Genomic DNA, 25,429 nt, shown 5'->3' with positions numbered 1-25,429 from the left:
TATCCGACAACGCCGAGGAGCAATCCTCAGCGTTTTTGTGTCAGGGCGCGACGCTCGAACTCGACGATGCGCTGACGGTAATGCTCGATGGTCTGGGCGGTCAGGACGCTGCGTTGGTCGTCCTTGAGTTCGCCGTTCAGCTCCTGGGACAGCTTGCGGGCTGCGGCGACCATCACGTCGAACGCCTGTTTCGGGTGACGCGGGCCTGGCAGGCCGAGGAAGAAGCTCACCGCCGGGGTGCTGAACAGGTCGATATCGTCCAGATCGAAGGTGCCCGGCTTGACCGCGTTGGCCATGGAGAACAGCACTTCGCCGTTACCGGCCATGCTTTCGTGACGGTGGAAGATATCCATCTCGCCGAAACGCAGGCCGCTTTCCAGAATATTTTGCAACAAAGCCGGGCCCTTGAAGCCGGCGGCATCGCGGCAGATCACGCTGATCACCAGCACTTCTTCGGCGGCAGGCTGGTCGTTCACGGATTGGCGCGGGGCATTCTTGCCAGCGTTTTCATCCGGGAAATCATCGTCGCGGCTGCTGAAGCTCGGGCCGTCATCGACGTCCAGGTCCAGGTCGGCCTGGCGCGGCTCGGCCACCACCGGCGCGGCGCGCTTGCCACGCTTGGAAGACGGCTCGCGGGCTTCACGCACCGGCGCGCTCATCGACGGCAAGTCGTGCTCGTCCAGTTGCGGTTCTTTATGGGTATCCAGCACACGGGGCGGCCCCAGCAGCTCGGCGCTGCCGTCGTCGTCAGGCAAGTTGGACAGGTTGCGGTCCAGACGGAATTTGAGCTTGCCCTTGCCACCGCGCATGCGGCGCCAGCCATCAAAAAGAATACCGGCAATGACAATAATGCCGATGACGATCAGCCACTCGCGCAGACCGATTTCCATGTAATCCCGTGCCTCTAATAAAAAATGCTGAAAAATAAGGGGTTTAGCAACGTGCAAACCGCTTTAAAACGTGGCGCCAACTCTATGTTCTGACTGACGTTTTGCCCACGCATACGAAAATTTGACATTAAACTAGCACGACCAAAGATAACTTTACACCGTCTGTCAAAATGCCTTGAACAAATATGTCCATTTGCCACTTTCGCCAGACCGGTAAAGCGTCTTACCGCGCACTATAAAAATTCTGTCCCGGCATGGATCAAGACTCCACCATCGCCATCGCTTCTTCCACATCCACCGCAACCAAACGCGAACAGCCCGGTTCGTGCATCGTCACCCCCATCAATTGATCCGCCATCTCCATGGCGATCTTGTTGTGGGTGATATAGATGAACTGCACGGTCTGGGACATCTCTTTAACCAACCGTGCGTACCGTCCAACGTTAGCGTCATCCAGCGGGGCGTCAACTTCGTCCAGCATGCAGAACGGCGCCGGGTTCAACTTGAAGATGGCAAATACCAGGGCCAACGCGGTCAGGGCTTTTTCGCCGCCGGACAACAAATGGATGGTGCTGTTCTTCTTGCCCGGAGGCCGCGCCATGATCGTTACCCCTGTATCGAGTAGATCTTCGCCCGTCAGTTCCAAGTAAGCGCTGCCACCGCCGAAAACTTTTGGGAATAAGGCCTGTAAACCGCCATTAATCTGATCAAAGGTATCTTTGAAGCGGTTGCGGGTTTCCTTGTCGATCTTGCGGATCACGTTTTCCAGGGTGTCCAGGGCTTCGACCAGGTCGGCGTCCTGGGCATCCAGATAACGTTTACGCTCGGATTGTTGCTGGTACTCGTCGATGGCCGCCAAGTTGATCGCGCCCAGGCGTTGAATACGCGCAGCAATCCGCTCAAGTTCTTCTTCGGCGTCTTTCTCGTTGGCCTGGGCGGTCAGGGTATTGAGCACGCCGTGCAGGTCGTAGCCGTCTTCCAGCAACTGGTCTTGCAGGGTCTTGCGGCGCACGGTCAGGGCTTGCCATTCCATGCGCTGCTGTTCGAGTTGGCCGCGGATCAGCTGGGATTGCTGCTCGGCCTGGGTCCGGCGCTTTTCGGCGTCGCGCAGTTCGCGGTCGGCGTCTTCCAGGGCGATCTGCGCGGTCTTGAGCTCTTCATCGACGGTCATGCGCTTGTCGAGCAATTCTTCGAGCTTGAGGCGCAGCTCTTCCAGCGGCGCTTCGCCCTCTTCCAGGTTGAGGCTCAGTTGTTCGCGCTTTTCGGTGAGGCGTTCGGACTGCATCTCCAGGCGTTCAAGGGCCTGGGCGGTGGACGCGTGCTGGGCCTTGAGCGAGCCCAGGCGCACCGCCAATTGGTGGGCATGGTCTTTGTGCTGACGGGCTTCCTGGCGCACGCGGTCGAGGCGTTCGCGCAGGCTGTCACGCTGGGCCAGCAGCAATTCGCGCTGCTCGGTGTCCAGCGCCATGCTGTCGAGGGCCTCCTGCAATTGCAGGCGCGCTTCGCCAATCTGTTCGTGTTCCAGGGCGCGTTGCTCGCCCATCTCCGCCACTTCCTCATCAAGACGGGTGCGACGCAGAGTGAGTTGTTCGACCTTGGCTTTGCTCGCGGAAAGCTGGGCTTTCAGTTCGCCTTGCTGGCGCGCTTCGTCCTGCAACAAGCGGCGCAGGTGTTCGCGGCCGGTCTCTTGCTGGCGCTGGGTGGCGCGCAGGGTTTGCAGTTCGGTTTCCAGGCTTTCGAGGGTGGCTTCGCGTTCTTCGCGTTCGGCGATCAGGTTGACGATTTCCTGGCCACGGGCCAATACGCCGCTTTCGGCTTCACTGGCGCGACGTACACGCAGGAAATGCCGGCCGACCCAGTAGCCGTCGCGGCTGATCAGGCTTTCACCGGCGCCAAGTTGGCCGCGTTGCGCCAAGGCCTGCTCCAGTGATTCGACCGGTTTGACCTGGCCCAACCAGGGCGACAGATCAATCGCAGCCTCTACTTTATCCAACAGACTGCCCGGCACCCGCGTGCCGTCGGCGGCCGGGCTGAGCAAACGCAAATCGCCCTGGGCAAAACCGGCCAGGTCGAACCCGCCAAAATCATCCACCAGCACGGCTTGCAGGTCGGCGCCAAGCACGGTTTCTACCGCCAGTTCCCAGCCCGCTTCCACTTTCAAGCCTTCGGCCAATCGTGGGCGCTCGGCCAGATGCTGATCACGCAGCCATTCGGCAGTGCCGGTGCCCGGATCCAAAGCGGCTTGCTGCAAAGCTTCCAAGGATGCCAATCGACCATTGAGCCGCTGCAAATCACCCTGGGCCTGCTGCTGCGCCTGGGTCGCCTGTTGCAGTTGCTGACGCAATTGCTCCAGGCGCTCCACTTGTTGTTCTTCGCTGGCTTCCAGCTCTTCCAGCGTCATTTCGCTTTCGGCCAGTTGCTCGCTCAGTTCCATGATCGCCGCGTCTTCCGGGTCGGCGGACAGCAATGCGCGTTCTTCCTGCATCCGGCGCTGGCGCTCGGCCAGACGCTCCATGCTGGTTTCCAGTTGCTGGATGCGCGACTGCTGCACCTCGGCCTGACGGCGTGGCTCGGCAGATTGCAGGTTGAACGTGTCCCACTGCTCCTGCCAGCCATGCATGGTGGTTTCGGATTCTTCCAGGGCGGCAGCGGCTTCTTCCGCGGCGGCGCTGGTGATTTCCTGCTCGGGGGTGAGCATGTCCAGCTCTTCGCCGAGGGTCAGCAGCAAGGTGCGGTCGTGACCCAGGTGCGATTCGGTTTCCAGGCGTGCGCGTTCGGCTTCCTTCAAGTCATCCTGCAATTGGCGCAGGCGTTGCTGGCCGTGCTGGATGCTCTGCTCGACGCGGGCAATGTCGCCGCCCACCGAATAGAAGCGGCCCTGCACCAGATTGAAGCGCTCGGACAGGTCATGGTGACCGTCACGCAGGCGTTCGATGCTGGCGTCGGCGTTGCGCTGCTCGGCCACCAGGGCTTCAAAGCTGATTTCCTGGGTGCCGATGATTGCTTCGCGCTGGCCGACCTGGTCATTCAGCGCCTGCCAGCGCAGGGCCGAGAGTTGTGCCTTGAGCTGGCGTTCTTCACCCTTGTATTCCTGATACTTCTCGGCGGCCTGGGCCTGGCGGTGCAGGCGCTCCAACTGACGCTCCAGCTCTTCGCGCAGGTCGGTCAGGCGGGCGAGGTTTTCATGGGTGCGGCGGATACGGTTTTCGGTCTCGCGGCGGCGCTCCTTGTACTTGGAGATGCCGGCCGCTTCCTCGATGAAGTTGCGCAGGTCTTCGGGCTTGGCTTCGATCAGCTTGGAGATCATGCCCTGCTCGATGATCGAGTAGCTGCGCGGGCCCAGGCCTGTGCCGAGGAAGATATCGGTGATGTCACGGCGCCGGCACTTGGTGCCATTGAGGAAGTAGCTGTTCTGGCTGTCGCGGGTCACTTTGCGGCGAATGGAAATTTCCGCATAGGCCGCGTACTCACCAATCAAGGTGCCGTCAGAGTTATCGAACACCAGTTCGATGCTGGCCTGGCTCACCGGCTTGCGGCTGGTGGAGCCGTTGAAGATGACGTCGGTCATCGACTCGCCACGCAGGTTCTTGGCCGAGCTCTCGCCCATCACCCAACGGACGGCGTCGATAATGTTCGACTTGCCGCAACCATTGGGCCCGACCACCGCCGCCATGTTACTGGGGAAGTTCACCGTGGTCGGGTCGACGAAGGATTTGAACCCCGCCAGTTTGATGCACTTGAGCCGCACGCTTAGGCGTCCGCCAACGCAGCGATGACCAGCGAGCAACTGCGCTCGCCGTAGGCCGACAGCACTTGGCGGATCTGCGGCAGGTCACGGGCCAGTACGGCGGCGAGCAGTTGCTCGAACAGCGCCAGGTACTCGCTCATGGACGCCTTGCGTTGATCCAGCGCTAGGTAGTAGGCGCGGTTCATCGCCGGTTGCAGGTTCTCGACGGTTTCCTGCAGGTACGGGTTGTTGGCGAAGGGGTACGCGGCGCGCATCACATTGAAGCTTTCTTCGACGAAGGCGCGGATGTCCTGGCGCTCGAAGCTGGCGATCAGGCGCTGCTGGATCTGCATGAACGGCGCCATGTCGGCCTGGGTCTGCCAGCCCTGGGCCACCGCGTTGCCGAGCAGGATGTACAGCTCGCCCATCAAGGTGCACAGGCTCTGCACCTTGTGCGCCGTGAGTTCGGTGACGTGGGCGCCACGACGCGGCAGGATCGCGATCAGGTGGCGGCGTTCGAGGATCAGCAAGGCTTCGCGCACGGAACCACGGCTGACATTGAGTGCCAGCGTGACCTTTTGCTCCTGGATCCGCTCCCCAGGCTTGAGATCGCCGCGAATGATGCGTTCGGCGAGGTGGTGAGCAATTTGCTCGGCGAGACTGTCCGGCGCCTTGAACGTCATGTTTTCCCTTCAAAATCTTCTATCGGTACAAGCGCGGCAGTGTAGCGCATTGGCTGGCTGATGGCGCTACGCCCACCCTGCAGAATTTGGCACGGAATAAGCAGCGATGAACACCCACAAGCCCCCAAAAACGCCGGTTCCAGAAGACTGGACCATAATTGAAAGTGTTGCGACTGCATTTTCTTGACCTTCTGGTCAGAAAATCGTTGACCGAAAAGTCAGACATGACTAGATTCGGCGCAAAGCGGTTAACAACAATAATGAGTCTGCGAGGCCTTCCGTGATCCAGTTTTTACTTAACCAGGAACTCCGTAGCGAGCACGCCCTGGACCCCAACCTGACGGTGCTCAACTATCTGCGTGAGCATCTGGGCAAATCCGGCACCAAGGAAGGCTGCGCCAGCGGCGATTGCGGTGCGTGCACCGTGGTGATCGGTGAGTTGCATACGGATGCTCAAGGCGCCGAGCAGATCCGCTATCGCAGTCTCAATTCGTGCCTGACCTTTGTGTCGTCGTTGCACGGCAAACAACTGATCAGCGTCGAAGACCTCAAACACCAGGGCCAACTGCACAGCGTGCAACAAGCCATGGTCGAGTGCCACGGCTCGCAATGCGGCTTTTGCACCCCCGGCTTCGTGATGTCGTTGTTCGCCCTGCAAAAGAACAGCGACGCGCCCGACAGCCAAAAAGCCCACGAAGCCCTGGCCGGCAACCTGTGCCGCTGCACCGGTTATCGCCCCATCCTTGCCGCTGCCGAACAGGCCTGCTGCAACAAACCCCAGGATCAGTTCGACAGCCGCCAGGCCGAGACCATCGCTCGCCTCAAAGCCATCGCACCAACACAGACCGGCGAACTCAACAGCGGCGACAAACGCTGCCTGGTGCCGCTGACCGTCGCCGACCTGGCCGACCTTTATGACGCCTACCCGCAAGCCCGCTTGTTGGCGGGCGGCACCGACCTGGCGCTGGAAGTCACCCAGTTCCACCGCACGCTGCCGGTGATGATCTACGTCGGCAACATTGAAGAAATGAAGCGCATCGACAACTTCGACGACCGCCTGGAAATCGGCGCCGCCACCGCCCTCTCCGACTGCTACATCGCGCTGCACCACGAATACCCGGATTTCGGCGAACTGCTGCACCGCTTCGCCTCCTTGCAGATCCGTAACCAGGGCACCCTGGGCGGCAACATCGGCAACGCCTCGCCGATCGGTGATTCGCCGCCACTGCTGATCGCCTTGGGCGCGCAGATCGTCTTGTGCAAAGGCGAAACCCGCCGCACCTTGGCGCTGGAAGATTACTTCATCGACTACCGCGTCACCGCGCGCCAGGACAGCGAGTTCATCGAGAAAATCATCGTGCCCAAAGGCCACACGCTGTTCCGCGCCTACAAGGTCTCCAAGCGCCTGGACGATGATATTTCCGCCGTCTGCGCCGCGTTCAACCTGAAGATCGAAAACGGTGTGATCAACGAGGCCCGCGTGGCGTTCGGCGGCATGGCTGCCACGCCAAAACGCGCCAAAAGCTGCGAGGCTGCGTTGGTGGGTGCTACCTGGAATTCCGCCACCGTGGAAAAAGCCTGCGCCGCCCTGGCCGTGGATTTCACGCCCCTGTCGGACTTCCGCGCCAGCAAGGAATACCGCCTGCTCAGCGCGCAGAATTTGCTGCGCAAATACTTCATCGAGCTGCAAACGCCGCACATCGAGACTCGGGTGACCGCTTATGTCTAACCATCACGCCGTCGTTAAAACCCAGGCCGAACTCGCCGAGCTGTTCGCCCAGGACCTGACCTCCGGGGTCGGTCGCAGCGTCAAGCATGACAGCGCCGCCAAGCACGTCTCCGGTGAAGCGCAGTACATCGATGACCGCCTGGAATTCCCCAACCAACTGCACCTGTATGCGCGCATGTCCGACCGTGCCCACGCCCGCATCCTCAGCATCGACACCGCGCCCTGCTATGTCTTTGAAGGCGTGCGCATTGTCATCACCCATGAAGACGTGCCGGGGCTGAAAGACATCGGCCCGTTGATGCCAGGCGATCCATTGCTGGCCATCGACACCGTGCAGTTCGTCGGCCAGGTCGTGCTGGCGGTTGCCGCCCGCGACCTGGAAACCGCGCGCAAGGCCGCCATGGCCGCGGTGATCGAATACGAAGACCTGGAGCCGGTGCTGGACGTGGTCGAGGCCTTCCGCAAGAAGCATTTCGTGCTCGACAGCCACACCCACCAGCGCGGCGATTCAGCCGGCGCCTTGGCCACGGCGAAAAACCGTATCCAGGGCACCCTGCATATCGGCGGCCAGGAACACTTCTACCTGGAAACCCAGATCTCTTCGGTGATGCCCACCGAAGACGGCGGCATGATTGTCTATTGCTCCACGCAGAACCCCACCGAAGTGCAGAAACTGGTGGCCGAAGTGCTGGACGTGTCGATGAATAAAATCGTCGTCGACATGCGCCGCATGGGCGGTGGTTTCGGCGGCAAGGAAACCCAGGCCGCCAGCCCCGCATGCCTGTGTGCGGTCGTCGCGCGCCTCACCGGCCAGCCGACCAAGATGCGCCTGCCGCGCGTCGAAGACATGCTGATGACCGGCAAGCGCCACCCCTTCTACATCGAATACGACGTGGGCTTTGACGACACGGGGCGCCTGCACGGGATCAACCTGGAACTGGCCGGCAACTGCGGTTGCTCGCCGGACCTGTCGAACTCGATTGTCGACCGCGCGATGTTCCACTCCGACAACTCGTATTACCTGGGCGATGCCACGGTCAACGGCCATCGCTGCAAGACCAACACCGCGTCCAACACCGCCTATCGCGGTTTCGGTGGCCCACAAGGCATGGTCGCCATCGAGGAAGTGATGGACGCCATCGCCCGCCATCTGGCGCTCGACCCGCTGGCGGTGCGCAAGGTCAATTACTACGGCAAGACCGAGCGCAACGTCACCCACTACTACCAGACCGTCGAGCACAACATGCTCGAAGAGATGACCGCCGAACTAGAAGCCAGCAGCCAATACGCCGAACGCCGCGAAGCGATCCGCCTGTACAACGCCCACAGCCCGATCCTGAAAAAAGGCCTGGCGTTGACCCCGGTGAAGTTCGGCATTTCGTTTACCGCCAGCTTCCTCAACCAGGCCGGTGCGCTGATCCATATCTACACCGATGGCAGCATCCACCTGAACCATGGCGGCACCGAGATGGGCCAGGGTTTGAACACCAAGGTCGCGCAGGTGGTGGCCGAAGTGTTCCAGGTCGAAATCGACCGCGTGCAGATCACCGCCACCAACACCGACAAGGTGCCCAACACCTCACCGACCGCCGCTTCCAGCGGTGCCGACTTGAACGGCAAGGCTGCGCAGAACGCTGCCGAAACCATCAAGCAGCGCCTGGTGGAATTCGCCGCGCGCAAGTACGACGTGAGCGAAGCGGACGTGGAATTCCACAACGGCCATGTGCGCGTGCGGGATCAGATCCTCACCTTTGAGGCGCTGATCCAGCAGGCCTATTTCGCCCAGGTTTCGCTCTCCAGTACCGGCTTCTACAAGACCCCGAAAATCTTCTACGACCGTAGCCAGTCGCGCGGTCGGCCGTTCTACTACTTTGCGTTCGGCGCAGCCTGCTGCGAAGTGATCGTCGACACCCTGACCGGCGAATACAAGATGCTGCGCACCGACATCCTCCACGACGTCGGCGCCTCGCTGAACCCGGCCATCGACATCGGCCAGGTCGAAGGCGGCTTTATCCAAGGCATGGGCTGGCTGACCATGGAAGAGCTGGTGTGGAACAACAAGGGCAAGCTGATGACCAACGGCCCGGCCAGCTACAAGATCCCGGCCGTGGCGGATATGCCGCTGGACCTGCGAGTGAAGCTGGTGGAAAACCGCAAGAACCCGGAAGACACGGTGTTCCATTCCAAAGCCGTGGGCGAGCCACCTTTCATGCTCGGCATTGCGTCGTGGTGCGCGATCAAGGATGCGGTGGCGAGTTTGGGTGACTACCGCCATCAGCCCAAGATTGATGCGCCGGCGACACCGGAGCGGGTGTTGTGGGGGTGTGAGCAGATGCGCAAGTTGACGGCGGCGAAGGCTGTCGAAACCGAAAACGAGTTGGCCTCACTCTGAGCCGAGGTGACTATGAACAACTGGATCAGCGCCCTCGCCGACCTGCAAAACCGGGGTGAACCCTGCGTATTGGTGACCATCATCGAAGAGCTCGGCTCCACGCCGCGCAACGCCGGTTCGAAGATGGTGATCAGCGCCGCGCAGACCTTCGACACCATTGGCGGCGGGCACCTGGAATACAAGGCGATGCAGATCGCCCGCGACATGCTCGTACGCGGTCAGCAGAACACCCATCTGGAGCGCTTCAGCCTGGGCGCCAGCCTGGGCCAGTGCTGCGGTGGCGTGACCGTGCTGCTGTTCGAACCCATGGGCCAGGTGCAGGCGCAGATCGCGGTGTTTGGCGCCGGCCACGTCGGCCGTGCGCTGGTGCCGTTGCTGGCTAGCTTGCCGTGCCGGGTGCGCTGGATCGATTCGCGGGATCAGGAGTTTCCGGAACATATCCCACAGGGCGTGCGTAAAATCGTCAGCGAAGAGCCAGTCGACGAAATTGCCGACCTGCCAGTGGGCAGTTACTGCATCGTCATGACCCATAATCACGCGCTGGACCTGGAACTCACCGCCGCCCTGCTCAAGCGCAATGACTTCGCCTACTTCGGCCTGATCGGTTCGAAGACCAAGCGAGTCAAGTTCGAACACCGGCTGCGTGATCGCGGTTTCGATACCGCGCAGTTGCAACGCATGCGCTGCCCCATGGGCCTCACCGAGGTGAAGGGCAAGTTGCCGGTGGAAATCGCCATCTCCATCGCCGGCGAAATCATCGCCACCTATAACGCCAATTTCGGCCAGCACACCGCCAGCGCCGAACCTATTGCCAAACTGCTGCCGGCTTCACGTCGCAGCCAAGCCCTTTGAATTGAGATCACCATGCCTTTGACTCGCAAAGCCTACCGTGCCGCCCTTCTGCACAGCATCGCCGACCCTGCTGAAGTGGGGATCGAAGCCTCCTACGACTATTTCGAAGACGGCCTGCTGGTGATCGAAAACGGTCAGATCAGTGCCCTTGGCCATGCCAGCGATTTGCTGCCAACCCTGCCTGCCGACATCGAAATCACCCATTACCAGGACGCGCTGATCACGCCCGGCCTGATCGACACCCACATCCACCTGCCGCAAACCGGCATGGTCGGCGCCTATGGCGAGCAGTTGCTGGACTGGCTCAACACCTACACCTTCCCGTGCGAAAGCCAGTTCGCCGACAAGGCCCACGCCGAAGAAGTCGCGGATATTTTCATCAAGGAACTGCTGCGCAACGGCACCACCACCGCGCTGGTGTTTGGCAGTGTGCATCCGCAGTCGGTGAATGCGTTCTTCGAGGCTGCCGAGAAGCTCGACCTGCGCATGATCGCCGGCAAGGTGATGATGGACCGCAATGCGCCGGACTACCTGACCGACACCGCTGAATCCGGCTACCAGGAAAGCAAGGCGCTGATCGAACGCTGGCACGGCAAGGGCCGCCTGCACTACGCGGTCACCCCACGTTTTGCACCGACCAGTACACCCGAACAACTGGCGCTGGCGGGCCAGCTGTTGGGGGAATACCCGGACCTGTACATGCAGACTCACATCAGTGAGAACAAGCAGGAAGTCGAGTGGGTGAAGGAACTGTTCCCGGAGCGCAACGGCTATCTGGATGTGTACGACCACTACAAACTACTGGGCGAGCGCTCGGTGTTTGCCCATGGCGTGCACCTGTGTGATGACGAGTGTGCACGTTTGGCGCAGACCGGTTCGGCGGTCGCGTTTTGCCCGACCTCGAACTTCTTCCTCGGCAGCGGTTTGTTCAACCTGCCGATGGCCGAGAAACACAAACTGAATGTGGGCTTGGGCACGGACGTGGGCGGCGGCACCAGTTTCTCGCTGCTGCAAACCCTGAACGAAGCCTACAAGGTCATGCAATTGCAGGGTGCGCGCTTGAGCCCGTTCAAGTCGCTGTACCTGGCAACATTGGGTGGTGCGCGTGCATTGCGTTTGGAAGACAAGATCGGCACGTTGCAACCGGGCACCGATGCGGACTTCCTGGTACTGGACTACAACGCCACGCCGCTGCTGAGCTATCGCTTGAAGCAGGCGAAGAACATTGCCGAGACGTTATTTGTGCTGATGACGCTGGGGGATGACCGGACGGTGTTGCAGACCTATGCAGCCGGGCAGCTGGTGCACCAGCGCTAATCCCGGAAACAAAAAATCCCCGGTTCATTACACATGAACCGGGGATTTTTTTGACTGTTACAACTTGATCGAAGAACGACCCGGCTTCTTGGTCTGCAACAAATGCGAAAACACCGCATGCAGATCATCCGACGCGCTCTCTTCATCGAGGTTGAGCTTGCTGTCGATATGGTCCATGTGATGCATCATCAGGTTCACCGCCAACGCCGCGTCCCGCGCTTCGATCGCATCGATCAATTGGGTGTGCTCGTCGTAGGAACAGTGCGAGCGGTTGCCGCTTTCGTACTGGGCGATGATCAATGAGGTCTGGGACACCAGGCTGCGCTGGAAGCTGATCAGCGGCGCGTTCTTCGCCGCTTCGGCCAGCTTGAGGTGGAATTCGCCGGAGAGGCGGATACCGGCGCCACGATCGCCACGGGAGAAGCTGTCGCGCTCGTCGTTGACCATCTGGCGCAGCTCGGCCAGTTGTTCGGCCGTGGCGTGCTGGACGGCCAGTTCAGTGATCGCCCGCTCCACCAGACGCCGCGCAAGGAACACCTGGCGGGCTTCCTCGACGCTCGGGCTGGCCACCACCGCACCGCGATTGGGTCGCAGCAGTACCACGCCTTCATGGGCCAGGCGCGACAGGGCGCGGCGAATGATGGTGCGGCTCACGCCAAAGATTTCGCCCAGTGCCTCTTCACTCAATTTGGTGCCGGGTGCCAGGCGTTGTTCGAGGATCGCCTCGAAGATATGCGCGTAGACGATATCGTCCTGGGTTCCGCTGCGACCGGCCTTGCCGGCTCGCGGTTGTTTCTTGAGAGGTTGCAACTGTTCGTTCATGGGCACTCGGGTTTGGAGAACGGCGGCGAATTAACGGTAATACGTCAACAGCGGGTCGCTGGCAAGTATCACCTAAAAACAGGGCACATTGTACACAACCGGATGCGCCAACACACTGTACGGCTGTTTGCGCCGTCGGCTGTATTGCAATGAGTCGTTACGTTTGAGTTTAGGCTTGAATCCGTGCCGACAACGGCAAAAATCCAGGTAAAAGGAACACCTCTCCATGAACGACGCCACCCAAGCGCCTTTGCGCCCGCTGGCTGACACTTCTCCCTCGGCCATTGTCGCCGGCTTCATCGCCATGATGACCGGCTACACCAGCTCCCTGGTCCTGATGTTCCAGGCCGGGCAAGCCGCCGGTTTGACCACGGCGCAGATTTCTTCATGGATCTGGGCGATTTCCATCGGCATGGCGGTGTGCAGCATCGGCTTGTCCCTGCGCTATCGCACGCCGATCACCATTGCCTGGTCGACGCCGGGCGCGGCACTGCTGATCACCAGCCTGGGCGGCGTGAGTTATGGCGAGGCCATCGGTGCCTACATCACCTGTGCGGTGCTGGTGACGATCTGCGGGCTGACCGGCAGCTTTGAAAAACTGGTCAAGCGCATTCCGGCGTCACTGGCGGCGGCCTTGCTGGCGGGGATTCTGTTCAAGATCGGCAGCGAGATCTTCGTCGCCGCGCAGCATCGCACCGGGCTGGTACTGGGGATGTTCTTCACTTACCTGGTGATCAAGCGCCTGTCGCCACGCTATGCGGTGCTGGCGGCGCTGGTAATCGGCACCGTATTGTCGGGGTTGATGGGGCTGCTGGACTTCAGTGGTTTTCACCTGGAAGTGGCGACGCCGGTGTGGACCACGCCGCACTTCTCACTGGCCGCAACCATCAGCATCGGCATCCCGCTGTTCGTGGTGGCGATGACATCCCAGAACATGCCGGGCGTCGCGGTGCTCAGGGCCGACGGTTACAACGTGCCCGCCTCGCCCCTGATCACCGCGACCGGCCTGGCCTCCCTGGTGTTGTCGCCGTTCGGCTCCCACGGTATCAACCTGGCGGCGATCAGCGCGGCCATCTGCACCGGGCCCCATGCTCATGAAGACCGTAACAAACGCTACACCGCCGCCGTGTGGTGCGGAGTGTTCTACGGGATTGCCGGGGTGTTCGGCGCGACCTTGGCGGCGTTGTTCGCAGCCTTGCCCAAGGAACTGGTGCTGTCGATTGCGGCGTTGGCGCTGTTTGGCTCGATCATCAATGGCTTGAGCATCGCCATGAATGAGCCGAAGGAACGGGAAGCGGCGCTGATCACCTTTATGGTCACGGCGTCCGGCTTGACGCTGTTTTCCATCGGGTCGGCGTTCTGGGGGATTGTGGCGGGGGTGTTGACGTTGCTGATTCTGAACTGGCGCAAGGCATAAAAAAACGGCGACCCTGAGGTCGCCGTTTTTTTTAGTATCACTTAGCCGCGTTGATCGGCTTTTCCGGATACCACACGTCCAGCAGTGGGCTGACTTCAGCGCTTTTCAGTTCGCTGCGGCCTTTGAGCCAGCTTTCAACCGCTACGCGCTGCTCTTCGTTGACCGAGCCACGCTTCTGCAGGCAAACCAGACCGAAGTCATCGCCGCCAACATAGCCCAGACCATTGGCTTCCATGGCTTCTTTGATGAATGCTTCGAGGAAAGCGTCGGTAGCTTCTTCACTCAGGTCTTCTTTGAAGTCCAGGTTCAGTTCGAAACCCAGCTCTTGAAATTCATCAACGCACAGTTTTTTGCGCAGACGCTGGGAACGGTTAGTCGCCATTGGAACAATCCTCATAAGTAATAACGGGCGGCACTTTAGCAGTTTAAGGCGGCGATTGCCCGACTCTCTGGGACAGGCGGCAATTTGCCTGCAAAAAAAACGCAGAATACCAGCTATGGTTCAGCTACAAGTGGCTCCACCTTGGGGCATAATGCCGACACTTTCATGACCATTGAGGGATTTTTCTTATTTACCCCTCGCCTTTTTCACCCTCCTCAGCAGTAGGGTTTTACTTCTTATGATCAAATCTTTGCGTTCTGTGTTTTTTGCCGGTCTTATTCTGCCACTGGCCTTTTCCGTCTCCGCTGCCCCCGTCAACAACACCCTGCCGCCGAATGTTCAACAGGCGCTGGCCAAAGCCAAACTGCAAAACACCGCGCTGTCCCTGGTGATGATCCCCCTGAACGGCCCGGGCACGCCGACCGTGTTCAACGCCGACGTCTCCGTGAACCCGGCCTCGACCATGAAACTGGTCACCACCTACGCGGCCCTGGAAATGCTCGGCCCCAACCACCAGTGGAAAACCGAGTTCTACACCGACGGCACCCTCAGCGGTGGCGTGTTGCACGGCAACCTCTACCTCAAGGGCGGCGGCGACCCCAAGCTGAACATGGAAAAACTCTGGCTGCTGATGCGCGACCTGCGCGCCAACGGCGTACAGCAAGTCACCGGCGACCTGGTGCTGGACCGTGGCTTCTTCAACCAGCCGCTGTTGCCGGAGTTCAATGACGATGGCAATGACGAGAACAAACCGTTCCTGGTCAAGCCGGACGCGCTGCTGGTCAACCTCAAGGCCCTGCGTTTTGTAACGCGCAATGACTCCGGCCGCGTACTGGTGTCGGTCGAACCGCCGATTGCCAGCATCCGCATCGACAACCAGGTCAAGGTCTCCAACGCCAAGCAGTGCACCGGTGATGTGCGCTACAACCCGGTCACCGCCGCCGATGGCAGCGTGACGGTCACGGTCAGCGGCCAATTGGCCGATGGCTGCAGCTCGCAGACTTATCTGTCATTGCTCGACCACGCCACCTACACCGCGGGCGCCGTGCGCGCGATCTGGCAGGAACTGGGTGGCACCATCCAGGGCCGTGATATCCAGGCGCCAGTGCCCAAGGATGCCAAGGTACTGGCCCGGGCCTTCTCGCCGGACCTGGCGGAAATCATCCGCGACATCAACAAATACAGTAACAACACCATGGCCCAGCAGCTGTTCCTGAGCCTGGGCGCGCAGTTCCGCAACGACGCCGACGGCGACGATGCCAAGGCAGCCCAACGTGTGGTGCGCCAGTGGCTGGCGAAGAAAGGCATCACCGCGCCGCACCTGGTGATGGAAAACGGTTCCGGCCTGTCACGTGCCGAACGCGTCAGCGCCCGCGAAATGGCGGCTATGCTGCAAGCCGCGTGGAAGAGCCCTTACGCTGCGGAATACATCAGCTCGATGCCGATCGCCGGCACCGACGGCACCATGCGCAAGCGCCTGAAGACCACGGCCATGCGCGGCGAAGCCCACGTCAAGACCGGTACTTTGAACACCGTGCGTGCCATCGCCGGGTTCAGCCGCGACAACAACGGCAATACCTGGGCCGTGGTGGCGATCCTCAACGATCCGAAACCATGGGGCGCTTCGTCGGTGCTGGATCAGGTGTTGCTGGATTTGTATCGTCAGCCGAAGGTGGTGGCGGCAGCTCCGGTACTCTGATTTATTGAACGGGACCGCTGCGCGCTCCAGCGGGAGCAAGCTCCCTCGCCACAACTTCCACCCGGTCCCTGCCCGCCTGCTTGGCCACATACACGGCCGAGTCGGCGCGTAGCAGCAACCCGTCAATGCCTTCATCCACCCGCCAGCTGGCCACGCCAAAGCTGGCGGTGACGATGCCCACCGGCTCCATCGGCGCACTGCGCAGCGACGTCCACAATTCCATCGCCAGGCTGTAGGCCTGTTCGCCATCGGTGTGCGGGCACAGCACCATGAACTCCTCGCCACCCAGGCGACAGAACACATCGGTGCGGCGCAGGCGCTGGCTGATGCGTTTGCACAACTCCTGCAGCACCCCATCGCCGACAGCGTGTCCGTGCTGGTCATTGATGCGTTTGAAGTGATCGATATCCAGCATGATCACCGACAAGTTGCCCGACGTGCGGTTGAGCCTCACCATCTCGGCCTTGAGGCGATCCTGGAAATAGCGACGGTTATGGATGCCGGTCAAAGAGTCGGTGATGGACAGCGCACGCAGTTCTTCTTCCACCCGCTTCAGATCGGAAATATCCGACACGTAGCCATGCCACAACGTACCGCCTGCGGGTAACTCTTCCGGGGTCGCCTCGCCCCGAATCCAACGCAGGCCGCGTTGCGGCAACAGCACGCGGTATTCCTCGCGCCAATGGCTCAACTGCAACGCTGACAAGCGGATCGAAGCACGCACCCGCTCCGCATCCAGCGGGTGGATGCGCTCGAAGACCTGCTTCGCATCCTGCTGCAACACATTCGGTTCGATTTCATAGATGTCGCGCATGCCGTCGCTGGCGTAGATGAATTTCCAGTTGTCCTGGGGTTCCAGGGTGAACTGGAAGATCCCGCCGGGCACATGGGCGCTGAGTTTCTTGAGCAGGCGGTCGCGGGCCGCCAAGGCCTCGTAGGCGCGTTTCTGTTCGGTAATGTCCAGGTAGATCGCCAGGTGGCCGATCCACAAACCATGGTCGTCCAGCAACACCGTGGCCAGCATGTTCACAGTCAACTGGGTGCCGTTTTCGCGGATCAAAGTCCATTCGCGGGCTTCGTGCAGCGTGTCCGGGCTCTCTACCAGCATCGCCTGGCTGGCGGGAATACGCTTGCCCAACGCCACACTCAGGCTGGCCGCGCGCGCCTCCAGCTCAGGCGCCAGGTGCAGGCTTTCCAAGGTGTGCGTACCCACTACGTGATCGGCCTTGAAGCCCAACATCTGCTCGGCGCCGGCGTTGAAGGTATTGATCACGCCGCGCAGGTCGGTGGCAATGATCGCCACCTGGGTCGCGGCATTCAGCACACTGCGCAATTGGCCGTGGGCGCCACGCAATTCCTGTTCACGCAGGCGCAACTGGGCAGTGCGTTGTTCCACCAGCTTCACGGCGCGCTGGCGTTGGCTGACCAGCACATAAAGCAAGGCACTGAGCAGCAGGCTGAGCAGGCCGCCCATGGTCAGGATGGTGTTCAGCGAGGAATGGTTGGCCTGGTCGAACACCTGGCTGGGGCGCAGTTTCAGGGCGTACACATGGTCACCCAGCGTGAGGCGGCGCGCGCCGACCAACTCGCTGCTGCCTACCTCATTGCTGGACTCGAAGAGCACGCGTTTCTGCAGATCGGACGTGTCGATGATCTGCATCACCAGGTTGTCACGGTCCGGCTTGGGCAAGCCGTCGGCTACCAGCTGGCGCATGCTGATCACGGCCATTACATAGCCGTAGGGCTCGTTCTGCGACTGATCCGAGGTGGGCAGGTGACTCACCGGCGCGACCAGTAAAACCCCGGTGGCATAGGCCGGCTCCACCCCCACCAATTGCATGGGCTGGGACACCGCCAGCTTGCCGGTCTTCTGCGCGCGCTCAAGGGTTGAACGCCGCAGGGGCTGGGCCAGAAGGTCAAAACCGAGGGGGGCGCCCAGCAAGCTTTGGGTCTGGCTGTACAGCACCGGCACGTATTCGTCGCGCTCGGGCGCCGGGGCCAGTTCGCCAGCCGAATTCAATTCACGGATGAAAAAGGGTGCACCGCGTTGGCTGGACACCTCTTGTTCGAACTGGCTGCGCTGTTCGCGATACACCCGTGGCGCCCAGGAGTAAGCACGGGCGCGCAACAACAAGGGCTGGGCAAAACCGTCGAATTCTTCGCGGGACACATCATCGGAATTAACGAAGAAGCGCCGCAGGCTGTTCAGCCGTTGCTCCTGGTCTTCGAAACGTTCCTGCAGGCGGGTGTAGCGCTCATTGACCAGCAATTGAAAGCGCTGGCGCACCTGTTGCTGATAGAGGTCGGCAGCCGCCCAGGCGACAACCGCGGTCAAGGCAAACCCTGCCAGTAACACCACCAATGCCACCAGCCAAGCCGACGCCTGCTCACTGATAAAGCCTAGGATTTTCGGGCGAACGGCTTGCAACGGCATAGGCAACACTCACAACGCCAGCGTGCGGGGGGTGTCACTTTGGCTAGGCCTTAAGTTATAGCCATCGGCCCTGGGTTTGACCAGCGTAAAAAAGCCGCAAGCCCGGAATAATCCAGGCTTGCGGCTTTTTGGTGCAGCAATCAGCGTGCGGTGATTTTCCACGCCCGGTGGATCTTGGCATTGCGCGCAAAATCCGGGTCGATGGTCTTGTCGCTGATCTCCTCGACCGCATAGCGTTCGCTGAGGTTGTCCTCCAGCGCGAACTTGCGGAAGTTGTTCGAGAAATACAGCACGCCGCCCGGTGCCAGGCGCGCCATGGCCAGGTCGAGCAACTGCACGTGGTCGCGCTGTACGTCGAAGATGCCTTCCATGCGCTTGGAGTTGGAGAAGGTCGGCGGATCGATGAAGATCAGGTCGAACTCATCGCGGCTGGCCTCCAGCCACGCCATCACGTCACCCTGCTCCAGACGGTTCTTGTCGGAGAAACCGTTGAGGGAGAAGTTGCGACGCGCCCAGTCCAGGTAGGTCTTGGACAGGTCGACACTGGTGGTGCTGCGCGCGCCGCCCTTGGCCGCGTGCACACTGGCGGTGGCGGTGTAGCAGTACAGGTTGAGGAAGCGCTTGCCGGCCGCTTCTTTCTGGATGCGCATGCGCATGGGGCGGTGGTCGAGGAACAGGCCGGTGTCCAGGTAGTCGGTGAGGTTGACCAGCAACTTCACGCCGCCTTCGCTGACTTCGGTGAACTTGCCCTGGGCGCTCTGGCGCTCGTACTGCTTGGTGCCGCTCTGACGCTCACGACGCTTGACCACCACGCGGCTCTTGTCGATGTTCAGCGCCTGGGGAATCGCGGCCAGGGCATCGAACATACGCGCGGAGGCTTTTTCCGGGTCGATGGATTTCGGCGCGGCGTATTCCTGCACGTGGACCCAATCGTGGTACAGGTCGATGGCCATGGAGTATTCCGGCATGTCGGCGTCGTACACACGGTAGCAATCCACGCCTTCACGCTTGGCCCACTTGCCCAGCAGCTTGAGGTTCTTCTGCAGGCGGTTGGCGAACATCTGCCCGCCTTCGCTCAGGCGCGCCTGCTCAACCACGGGGGCCGGAGCAGGTTTGATCGGGTTGCCGTTCTTGTTGTACTGGCGCTCTTGCGGCTCGGCCGGGGCTTGATCGTAAGCGGCTTGCTCACGTTCGGCCTGGCGCTGTTCCGGGGTGCGACGCTCGCCGGTGACGAACTGGTCTGGATTGACCTTGATCAGCAGCAGCTTGCACGGCAACGCGCCGTTCCAGAACGAATACTGTTTGTGGCTGCGGATGCCCATGCGCTTGCCCAGGTCCGGCGCGCCGGTGAACACCGCCGCTTCCCAGCCCATGCACGCCTGGCGCAGGCGCTCGCCGAGGTTCTGGTAGAGGTACAACAGGCTGGCTTCGTCACCCAGACGCTCGCCGTACGGCGGGTTGCAGATGACCAGGCCTTTCTGGTTCTGGTCCGGACGCGGTTCGAAGGTGCCGACTTCGCCCTGGTACACCTTGATCCAATGGCTCAGGCCTGCGCGTTCGATGTTGTTGCGTGCGGGTTGGATCAGGCGGGGATCGGCTTCGTAGCCTCGGATCCACAGGGGCGGCTTGTTCATGCCGATGGCGGCGCGTTCGGCAGCCTCTGCGTGCAGCTTCTTCCACAGCGCCGGGACGTGGCCCAGCCAGGTGGTGAAGCCCCACAGTTCACGATTCAGGTTGGGCGCCATGTCGGCGGCGATCATCGCGCCTTCCACCAGGAAGGTGCCCACGCCGCACATCGGGTCGCTCAGCGCGCCGCCTTCAGCAGCAATGCGTGGCCAGCCGGCACGGATCAGGATCGCGGCGGCCAGGTTTTCCTTCAACGGTGCCGCGCCTTGCTGCAGGCGGTAACCGCGCTGGTGCAGGCTGTGGCCGGACAAGTCGAGGGACAGGATGGCTTCGCCACGGTCCAGGCGCAGGTGGATGCGCAGGTCCGGGTTGATCTTGTCGATGGACGGGCGTTCGCCGGTCGGCGTGCGCAGCTTGTCGACGATCGCGTCCTTGACCTTCAGCGCGCCGAAGTGGGTGTTGTCGATACCCGAGCCGTGGCCGCTGAATTCAACGGCCAGGGTACCGTCCGGCACCATGTGGTCGGCCCACTCGATATCCAGCACGCCGTGGTAGAGGTCTTCGGCGTCCTTCATCGGGAAGCGCTTGAGCACCAACAATACGCGGTTGGCCAGGCGCGACCAGAGGCACAGGCGGTAGGCGGTTTCCATGTCGGCCATGCCGCGCACGGCCGAGGTGTGCTCGCGGGCTTCCTCAAGGCCAAGCCCGACGGCTTCCTCGATCAGCAGGCCTTCGAGGCCCTTGGGGCAGGTGAGGAAGAGTTCAAAACGGTCCGACATGGGGCATTCCAGGCTTTTCAGCAATAAATGAACGGGCGACGCATCGCCGGCTCGGTTTTCAATCAAGCACTTTTCTTGAAGAGTGCTCGCGTGGCACGAATGTGCCGTCCCACCCCGTCCGACAGGCGTTTGGGCCTTTATTGACGGGGCAGATAAACAATTAGCTGTAACAAAAAGAAATATTCCGACCCTTCGTCGAATAATAACCGACTGCAACGGGCGGGCATTCTCACTAAAGGATTAAACCCATCCTCTATGCAGGGTGCATCATAGCTGGCTTTGCCCCACAAATGGGACGAAAAGCCATCCCAGCTTATGGCTATAGCATCGTTATCGTTACGTGCTTATGACAAAACGATCATTGAATCCATGTGACCTATTGGTTAGAACTCAACACAGGTTGGCGCCGTAACGACGCCGACACATAGGCTCGCCACGCCGGCAGCGAGCCCACCAACGGCAGAAAAACTCTGCCCGGCCCCAAGCGGGGCCGAAGGATATCAAGACAGTCAACAAGTGAGGGAAACACCCTATGAGAAGACTTAAGCGTGATCCGTTGGAAAGAGCATTTTTACGCGGATATCAATATGGCGTTCATGGCAAATCCCGTGAGCTTTGCCCATTTACTCTACCGTCGGTACGCCAAGCCTGGATCAACGGCTGGCGAGAAGGACGCGGCGACAACTGGGACGGTATGACTGGCACTGCGGGAATCCACAGACTCAACGAACTTCACGCCGTCGGCTAATCAAGGGCAACTAATTCCGACATCACCACCGATGAAGATTTAACGACTTAACCACGCACGCCCCATCCGGGCGGCGGGCTTCGGCCCAGGGGGCTCCTTGATGGAGCCCTTTTTAATGGGTGCAGTTCAGGCTTTTGGCAGTGCTGCGATAGCGTCCACCGACTGGCGGATCAGCGCCGGGCCCTTGTAGATAAAGCCGGAGTACAACTGCACCAGACTGGCACCCGCAGCGATCTTCTCGGCCGCGTGCTTGCCTTCGGTGATGCCTCCTGCGGCGATGATCGGCAAGCGCCCAGCCAGCTCGGCGGCCAGAACCTTGACGATATGGGTGCTCTGCTCGCGTACTGGCGCACCCGAAAGACCGCCCGCCTCATCACCATGGGCCAGGCCTTCGACACCGACGCGGCTGAGGGTGGTGTTGGTCGCGATCACCGCGTCCATGCCCGCGTCCACCAGGGCCTGGGCGACCAGTACGGTTTCTTCGTCACTCATGTCCGGGGCAATCTTGATCGCCAGCGGCACGCGCTTGCCATGGCGCACGGCCAGGTCTTCCTGGCGCTGGCGCAGGGCTTCCAGCAGTTGCTTGAGGGAATCACCGAACTGCAGGCTGCGCAGGCCCGGGGTGTTGGGCGAACTGACGTTGACCGTGACATAGCTGGCGTGGGCGTAGACCTTGTCCAGGCAGATCAGGTAATCGTCGACGGCACGCTCGACCGGCGTATCGAAGTTCTTGCCGATATTGATACCGAGAATGCCCTTGTACTTCGCCGCCTGAACCCGCGACAGCAGATGATCAACGCCCAGATTGTTGAAGCCCATGCGGTTGATGATCGCCTCGGCTTCCGGCAGGCGGAAGATGCGCGGCTTGGGGTTGCCCGGCTGTGGACGTGGGGTGACGGTGCCGATTTCGACAAAACCGAAACCCAACTGCGCAAAGCCATCGATGGCCGCACCGTTTTTATCCAGGCCAGCCGCCAGGCCGACCGGGTTGGGAAAATCGAGCCCCATCACCGAGACCGGCATTTTTGCCGGAGCCTTGCATACCAGGCCATTGAGCCCCAGGCGGCCACCGGCACCAATCAGGTCCAGGGACAGATCGTGGGAAGTTTCCGGGGAAAGTTTGAACAACAGCTGGCGGGCCAGGGTATACATGGGCGGGCTAGACTCGGAGGCGGCGAAAGGTGACGGCGATTATAGCCGGGGTGACAGGTAAGGCGCGAGGCGTGAACCCCAATCGTCAGTAACGATGCGCGACCAACTGCTCGTAATACGCCCAGATTTTCTGCGCATACTGCAGGCGCAATGCCTCACGCTCGGGCCCGGCGCCTGTCCCCACATTGTACGAACCCACTGCCGTCCAGTTGTACCCAAAGCGCTGGATGAACTCGGCCAGTATCGAAGCCCCCACCTCAACCGACAGGCATGGCTCGTTGATCAAGCGATCCTCGGTGATGCCCTGCTTGAGCAAGCGTGGCAGATGAATGCTGTTGATCTGCATCAGGCCGATGTCCCGGGTGCCATTACGGTTGGCATGATTCATCGCTTGCGCGCGGTTACCCGACTCCACGACGGCGATCGCCTGCAACAACTCCGGCTCGATATTGTAGTGACTGGCGGCCTCCTCCCAGCAGTAGGCCAACGCTTGATGACTGACCATCAGCGCACCCAGCACCCAGCCCTTGCTCCAGAACCTAGCCACGTTTCAACAAACCCTGGCTGACGTGCCCGCAGGCGGCACACACCTGTTGCGCACGCCCCGACACAGCGCGCACCGGACAGGTAAACCGATACCCCCGGCCGTAGATCGTCTTGATAAACCCCTTGTCGGCACCGAGGTACTTGCGCAGCGAGTAGATGCAGCGTGTCAACGACTCCTCGGCAACCTCTCCCTGCGGCCAGCCCAGTTCCAGCAAGCGATCCTTGGTCATCAAGGCACCGTCAGACACCAACAACAGCCGCAACACCTGGCACTCCTTGGGTGGTAATTGTACATCCGAACCCTCACCGGTCAGGCGACCGTGGTGATGCAGGGTCCAGCGTGCGAACACCAGGGAAGTCGCTGTCCCTCCATCATCCCTGACGGCCATGCGTACCTCGGCATCCGACTGCTGACATTGAAGCCCTCATTTCAATCACTGACTCATGCACCCATGTCACGACTATAAAAACCTGGCTCACGACTCACGCTAGGAAAAAGCCCATACATCCAGCGGCTTTTGAAAACATGCTGTAAGACGTTTCGCTACCCCTCTTCCACAGGCAGCCACGCTTGATACACCTCATGCAACTCAACCCCCAGCCGGTCCTCCAACTGCACCAGCTCGCCCAAGGCCAGCAGTTGCCCGTTCACCCGGACTTCCACGCTGTGGATGATCTCCGGTGCCAACGGCAGCACCTTTCCGGGTGCAAAGGCCGCCAGCCGCCTGCGGCTGATCAGTTGTTCCTGCAGAAGAATTTCCAGATGCATGGGTTAACACCTTGTTTACGGTGAGACATCGCGCTGCGGTCGCACAAACGCACGCTGGACACGCTCGTATTGCGCCGCAGTCATAGGCGGTGGCCCTCCCGCCTCTTCCTGCCCCTTCAATTCACTAGCCACCGCCCTGGCCTGGATCACAAACAGCCGTACTTGGGCTGCACGACCTGCCGCGCGTCCTTCTGATTCCCGTTGAAACGCACCCAGCCATAAGCGCCTGCCCTGAGGCACTCGGACCACGCTGTTGATGCCGATCCGCCCCACCGCCGCATTTTTTTCACGCTGCCCCGGCTCACTCATCTGGCGCCCTTCGTCCACCTCCAGGCGCATCTCAATCTGGTTGCCCTCGCCAAAACGCGGCAGCACGCTGACCTGGGTGCCATAACGCATCGGTTTCCAGTCAGCGCGATCATCTCCGCGGGGCGGCATATAAAATGTGTGATTGTCCTGAAACACCGCCGGCACATTCTCCTGGGTGAGGATCACCGGCAACGTCACCACCTTCGCCCGTCGACGGCGCTCCAATGCACCTACCTTCGCCATAAGCTGGCTATCGTCCAGGGGAGCCAAGACGCGCGTCGTCGACGCCTTCGGTTCTTCGTCCGAATCCAGGCCCAACTTCTTCAGTTCATCGCGCTCAACATCCACCAGCCACAGCGAAACCTCGATCGCTCGCTTGGGCACGTCGAGCTCCGCCACCAGTTTCTGGATGAAGCTCACCTGGGCCGGCTTGCCCTTGATCAACAGGCTGTTGCTGTCCGGGTAAGCGATCACGCCCAGGCTCTTGTCCGAGAGCAAGCCCTTTTGCTCGCTGGCCAACAAGGTCTCGATCATCGACGCCATCCCCGGCATGGTGACCGGGTTGTCGCGCGTGCCGTACTGTCGATCCACCACATCGGTGTTGAGCACCTGGACGACGGCAAAAGACTGAGCGCCCACCCGCAACTCCGCCCGTTGCCGGTCCATCAACTGAGCCAGACGCAGCACCTGGTCGATGTAATTCGGTGGGCCGGAGACAGAGAACGTGCGAGCTCCGCTTTCGCGCAACGGATAGCGTGACTCATCGAGACCGGAGCGCCGCATGAGGCTACGCAGCCTGTCGACGGAGATATGCCGCAAGGTCACCGCAGAGCTTTTGGCTTCACCCGCGTCATAGACATACAACGCTTGCCCGTCGCTGTACCAGATCAACCCTTGTTCAACTGCAAGCGCCTCCAGGGCCTGTTGTGGCGCATCAAAATCCAGTGCTGCGCTGAGGCGTTTGCGTGCAACTTCGCGACTGACAACGATGGGCAGCCCAAGTGGCACCGACAGCGCAGTGAACACGGTCTGCAGGCTTTCGTCCTGCGCTTGGTAAAGCTCGCCCCAGGCCAGCGTACTGATCAGTAGCAGCACGACAAACAACAGTCGGCGGTGTAGCCAGAGGAGAGGCATCGTTGCTGGGACTTCGGCGTAC

At 60.9% G+C, this 25,429-nt stretch carries 19 protein-coding genes; 7 read left to right on the top strand and 12 right to left on the bottom strand.

The features are described from left to right. Window positions 1-26: 26 nt before the first annotated feature. The 3 genes from zipA to ACP7BX_RS10615 form a co-directional block, all read right to left on the bottom strand. A complete protein-coding gene (gene zipA / locus ACP7BX_RS10625) occupies window positions 27-890 on the bottom strand; it encodes a cell division protein ZipA (protein ID WP_016979286.1) in 864 nt (287 codons plus the stop codon). Window positions 891-1,149: 259 nt separating this feature from the next. Continuing rightward, the gene (gene smc / locus ACP7BX_RS10620; protein ID WP_426126356.1) at window positions 1,150-4,638 is read right to left on the bottom strand and encodes a chromosome segregation protein SMC; all 3,489 of its coding nucleotides are present in this window, start codon (window positions 4,636-4,638) and stop codon (window positions 1,150-1,152) included. A gap of 2 nt (window positions 4,639-4,640) precedes the next feature. After that, complete coding sequence (locus tag ACP7BX_RS10615; protein ID WP_028617494.1) at window positions 4,641-5,300, bottom strand: GntR family transcriptional regulator; 660 nt, start codon at window positions 5,298-5,300, stop codon at window positions 4,641-4,643. A 280-nt stretch (window positions 5,301-5,580) separates the two neighbouring features. Here ACP7BX_RS10615 and xdhA point away from each other — a divergent pair, with 280 nt between their 5' ends. The 4 genes from xdhA to guaD are packed head-to-tail and all read left to right on the top strand — an operon-like array spanning window position 5,581 to window position 11,590. Next, the gene (xdhA, locus tag ACP7BX_RS10610) at window positions 5,581-7,029 is read left to right on the top strand and encodes a xanthine dehydrogenase small subunit (RefSeq protein ID WP_426126354.1); all 1,449 of its coding nucleotides are present in this window, start codon (window positions 5,581-5,583) and stop codon (window positions 7,027-7,029) included. Then, complete coding sequence (xdhB, locus tag ACP7BX_RS10605; protein ID WP_426126352.1) at window positions 7,022-9,421, top strand: xanthine dehydrogenase molybdopterin binding subunit; 2,400 nt, start codon at window positions 7,022-7,024, stop codon at window positions 9,419-9,421. The genes xdhA and xdhB overlap by 8 nt, the downstream gene beginning before the upstream one ends. A gap of 12 nt (window positions 9,422-9,433) precedes the next feature. Then, a complete protein-coding gene (gene xdhC / locus ACP7BX_RS10600; RefSeq protein WP_314529297.1) occupies window positions 9,434-10,273 on the top strand; it encodes a xanthine dehydrogenase accessory protein XdhC in 840 nt (279 codons plus the stop codon). Window positions 10,274-10,285: 12 nt separating this feature from the next. Beyond that, complete coding sequence (guaD, locus tag ACP7BX_RS10595; protein WP_426126349.1) at window positions 10,286-11,590, top strand: guanine deaminase; 1,305 nt, start codon at window positions 10,286-10,288, stop codon at window positions 11,588-11,590. Window positions 11,591-11,647: 57 nt separating this feature from the next. Here the strand turns inward: guaD and ACP7BX_RS10590 are convergent, their stop codons facing one another. Continuing rightward, window positions 11,648-12,412 carry a GntR family transcriptional regulator gene (locus tag ACP7BX_RS10590; RefSeq protein WP_015885332.1) on the bottom strand — a complete coding sequence of 255 codons (765 nt, stop codon included), beginning with the start codon at window positions 12,410-12,412 and terminating at the stop codon, window positions 11,648-11,650. Between the two features lie 226 nt (window positions 12,413-12,638). On the opposite strand from ACP7BX_RS10590, the gene ACP7BX_RS10585 reads away from it, so the two are divergent. Further along, window positions 12,639-13,829, top strand: coding sequence for a benzoate/H(+) symporter BenE family transporter (locus ACP7BX_RS10585; protein WP_269131661.1), 1,191 nt, complete (start codon window positions 12,639-12,641; stop codon window positions 13,827-13,829). 37 nt (window positions 13,830-13,866) lie between these two features. Here the strand turns inward: ACP7BX_RS10585 and ACP7BX_RS10580 are convergent, their stop codons facing one another. Beyond that, entirely contained in the window at window positions 13,867-14,211 is a 345-nt protein-coding gene (locus ACP7BX_RS10580; RefSeq protein WP_033900540.1) for a YggL family protein, read from the bottom strand. A gap of 238 nt (window positions 14,212-14,449) precedes the next feature. On the opposite strand from ACP7BX_RS10580, the gene dacB reads away from it, so the two are divergent. After that, entirely contained in the window at window positions 14,450-15,910 is a 1,461-nt protein-coding gene (gene dacB / locus ACP7BX_RS10575) for a D-alanyl-D-alanine carboxypeptidase/D-alanyl-D-alanine endopeptidase (RefSeq protein ID WP_038847815.1), read from the top strand. 1 nt (window position 15,911) lies between these two features. Here dacB and ACP7BX_RS10570 read toward each other — a convergent pair whose 3' ends face one another. Both ACP7BX_RS10570 and rlmKL read right to left on the bottom strand, forming a co-directional pair. Beyond that, entirely contained in the window at window positions 15,912-18,344 is a 2,433-nt protein-coding gene (locus ACP7BX_RS10570; protein WP_426126346.1) for a sensor domain-containing diguanylate cyclase, read from the bottom strand. A gap of 140 nt (window positions 18,345-18,484) precedes the next feature. Continuing rightward, window positions 18,485-20,749 (bottom strand): bifunctional 23S rRNA (guanine(2069)-N(7))-methyltransferase RlmK/23S rRNA (guanine(2445)-N(2))-methyltransferase RlmL, encoded by a 2,265-nt coding sequence (rlmKL, locus tag ACP7BX_RS10565; RefSeq protein WP_016979274.1) that lies wholly within the window; start codon window positions 20,747-20,749, stop codon window positions 18,485-18,487. A gap of 532 nt (window positions 20,750-21,281) precedes the next feature. On the opposite strand from rlmKL, the gene rmf reads away from it, so the two are divergent. Further along, the gene (gene rmf / locus ACP7BX_RS10560) at window positions 21,282-21,497 is read left to right on the top strand and encodes a ribosome modulation factor (protein WP_002553055.1); all 216 of its coding nucleotides are present in this window, start codon (window positions 21,282-21,284) and stop codon (window positions 21,495-21,497) included. 126 nt (window positions 21,498-21,623) lie between these two features. Here rmf and ACP7BX_RS10555 read toward each other — a convergent pair whose 3' ends face one another. The 5 genes from ACP7BX_RS10555 to sctC form a co-directional block, all read right to left on the bottom strand. Beyond that, window positions 21,624-22,649, bottom strand: coding sequence for a quinone-dependent dihydroorotate dehydrogenase (locus ACP7BX_RS10555; RefSeq protein WP_033900535.1), 1,026 nt, complete (start codon window positions 22,647-22,649; stop codon window positions 21,624-21,626). An 85-nt stretch (window positions 22,650-22,734) separates the two neighbouring features. Beyond that, on the bottom strand, window positions 22,735-23,196 hold the full coding sequence (locus ACP7BX_RS10550) for a transglycosylase SLT domain-containing protein (protein WP_038847164.1): 462 nt from the start codon (window positions 23,194-23,196) through the stop codon (window positions 22,735-22,737). Then, window positions 23,189-23,584 carry a winged helix-turn-helix domain-containing protein gene (locus ACP7BX_RS10545; protein WP_269131663.1) on the bottom strand — a complete coding sequence of 132 codons (396 nt, stop codon included), beginning with the start codon at window positions 23,582-23,584 and terminating at the stop codon, window positions 23,189-23,191. Before ACP7BX_RS10545 ends, ACP7BX_RS10550 begins: the two co-directional genes overlap by 8 nt. 155 nt (window positions 23,585-23,739) lie before the next feature. After that, window positions 23,740-23,964, bottom strand: a complete 225-nt coding sequence (locus ACP7BX_RS10540; protein WP_033900531.1) for a FliM/FliN family flagellar motor switch protein — start codon at window positions 23,962-23,964, stop codon at window positions 23,740-23,742. 15 nt (window positions 23,965-23,979) lie between these two features. Then, entirely contained in the window at window positions 23,980-25,407 is a 1,428-nt protein-coding gene (sctC, locus tag ACP7BX_RS10535) for a type III secretion system outer membrane ring subunit SctC (RefSeq protein ID WP_426126831.1), read from the bottom strand. Window positions 25,408-25,429 lie beyond the last annotated feature (22 nt).

The organism is Pseudomonas sp. DWP3-1-3b3 (assembly GCF_049896305.1).
In the GTDB taxonomy this organism is placed as follows: Bacteria; Pseudomonadota; Gammaproteobacteria; order Pseudomonadales; family Pseudomonadaceae; genus Aquipseudomonas; species Aquipseudomonas azotoformans_A.
Note: the sequence above shows the minus strand (reverse complement) of the source record. Positions and strands in the feature narration are given on the sequence as shown.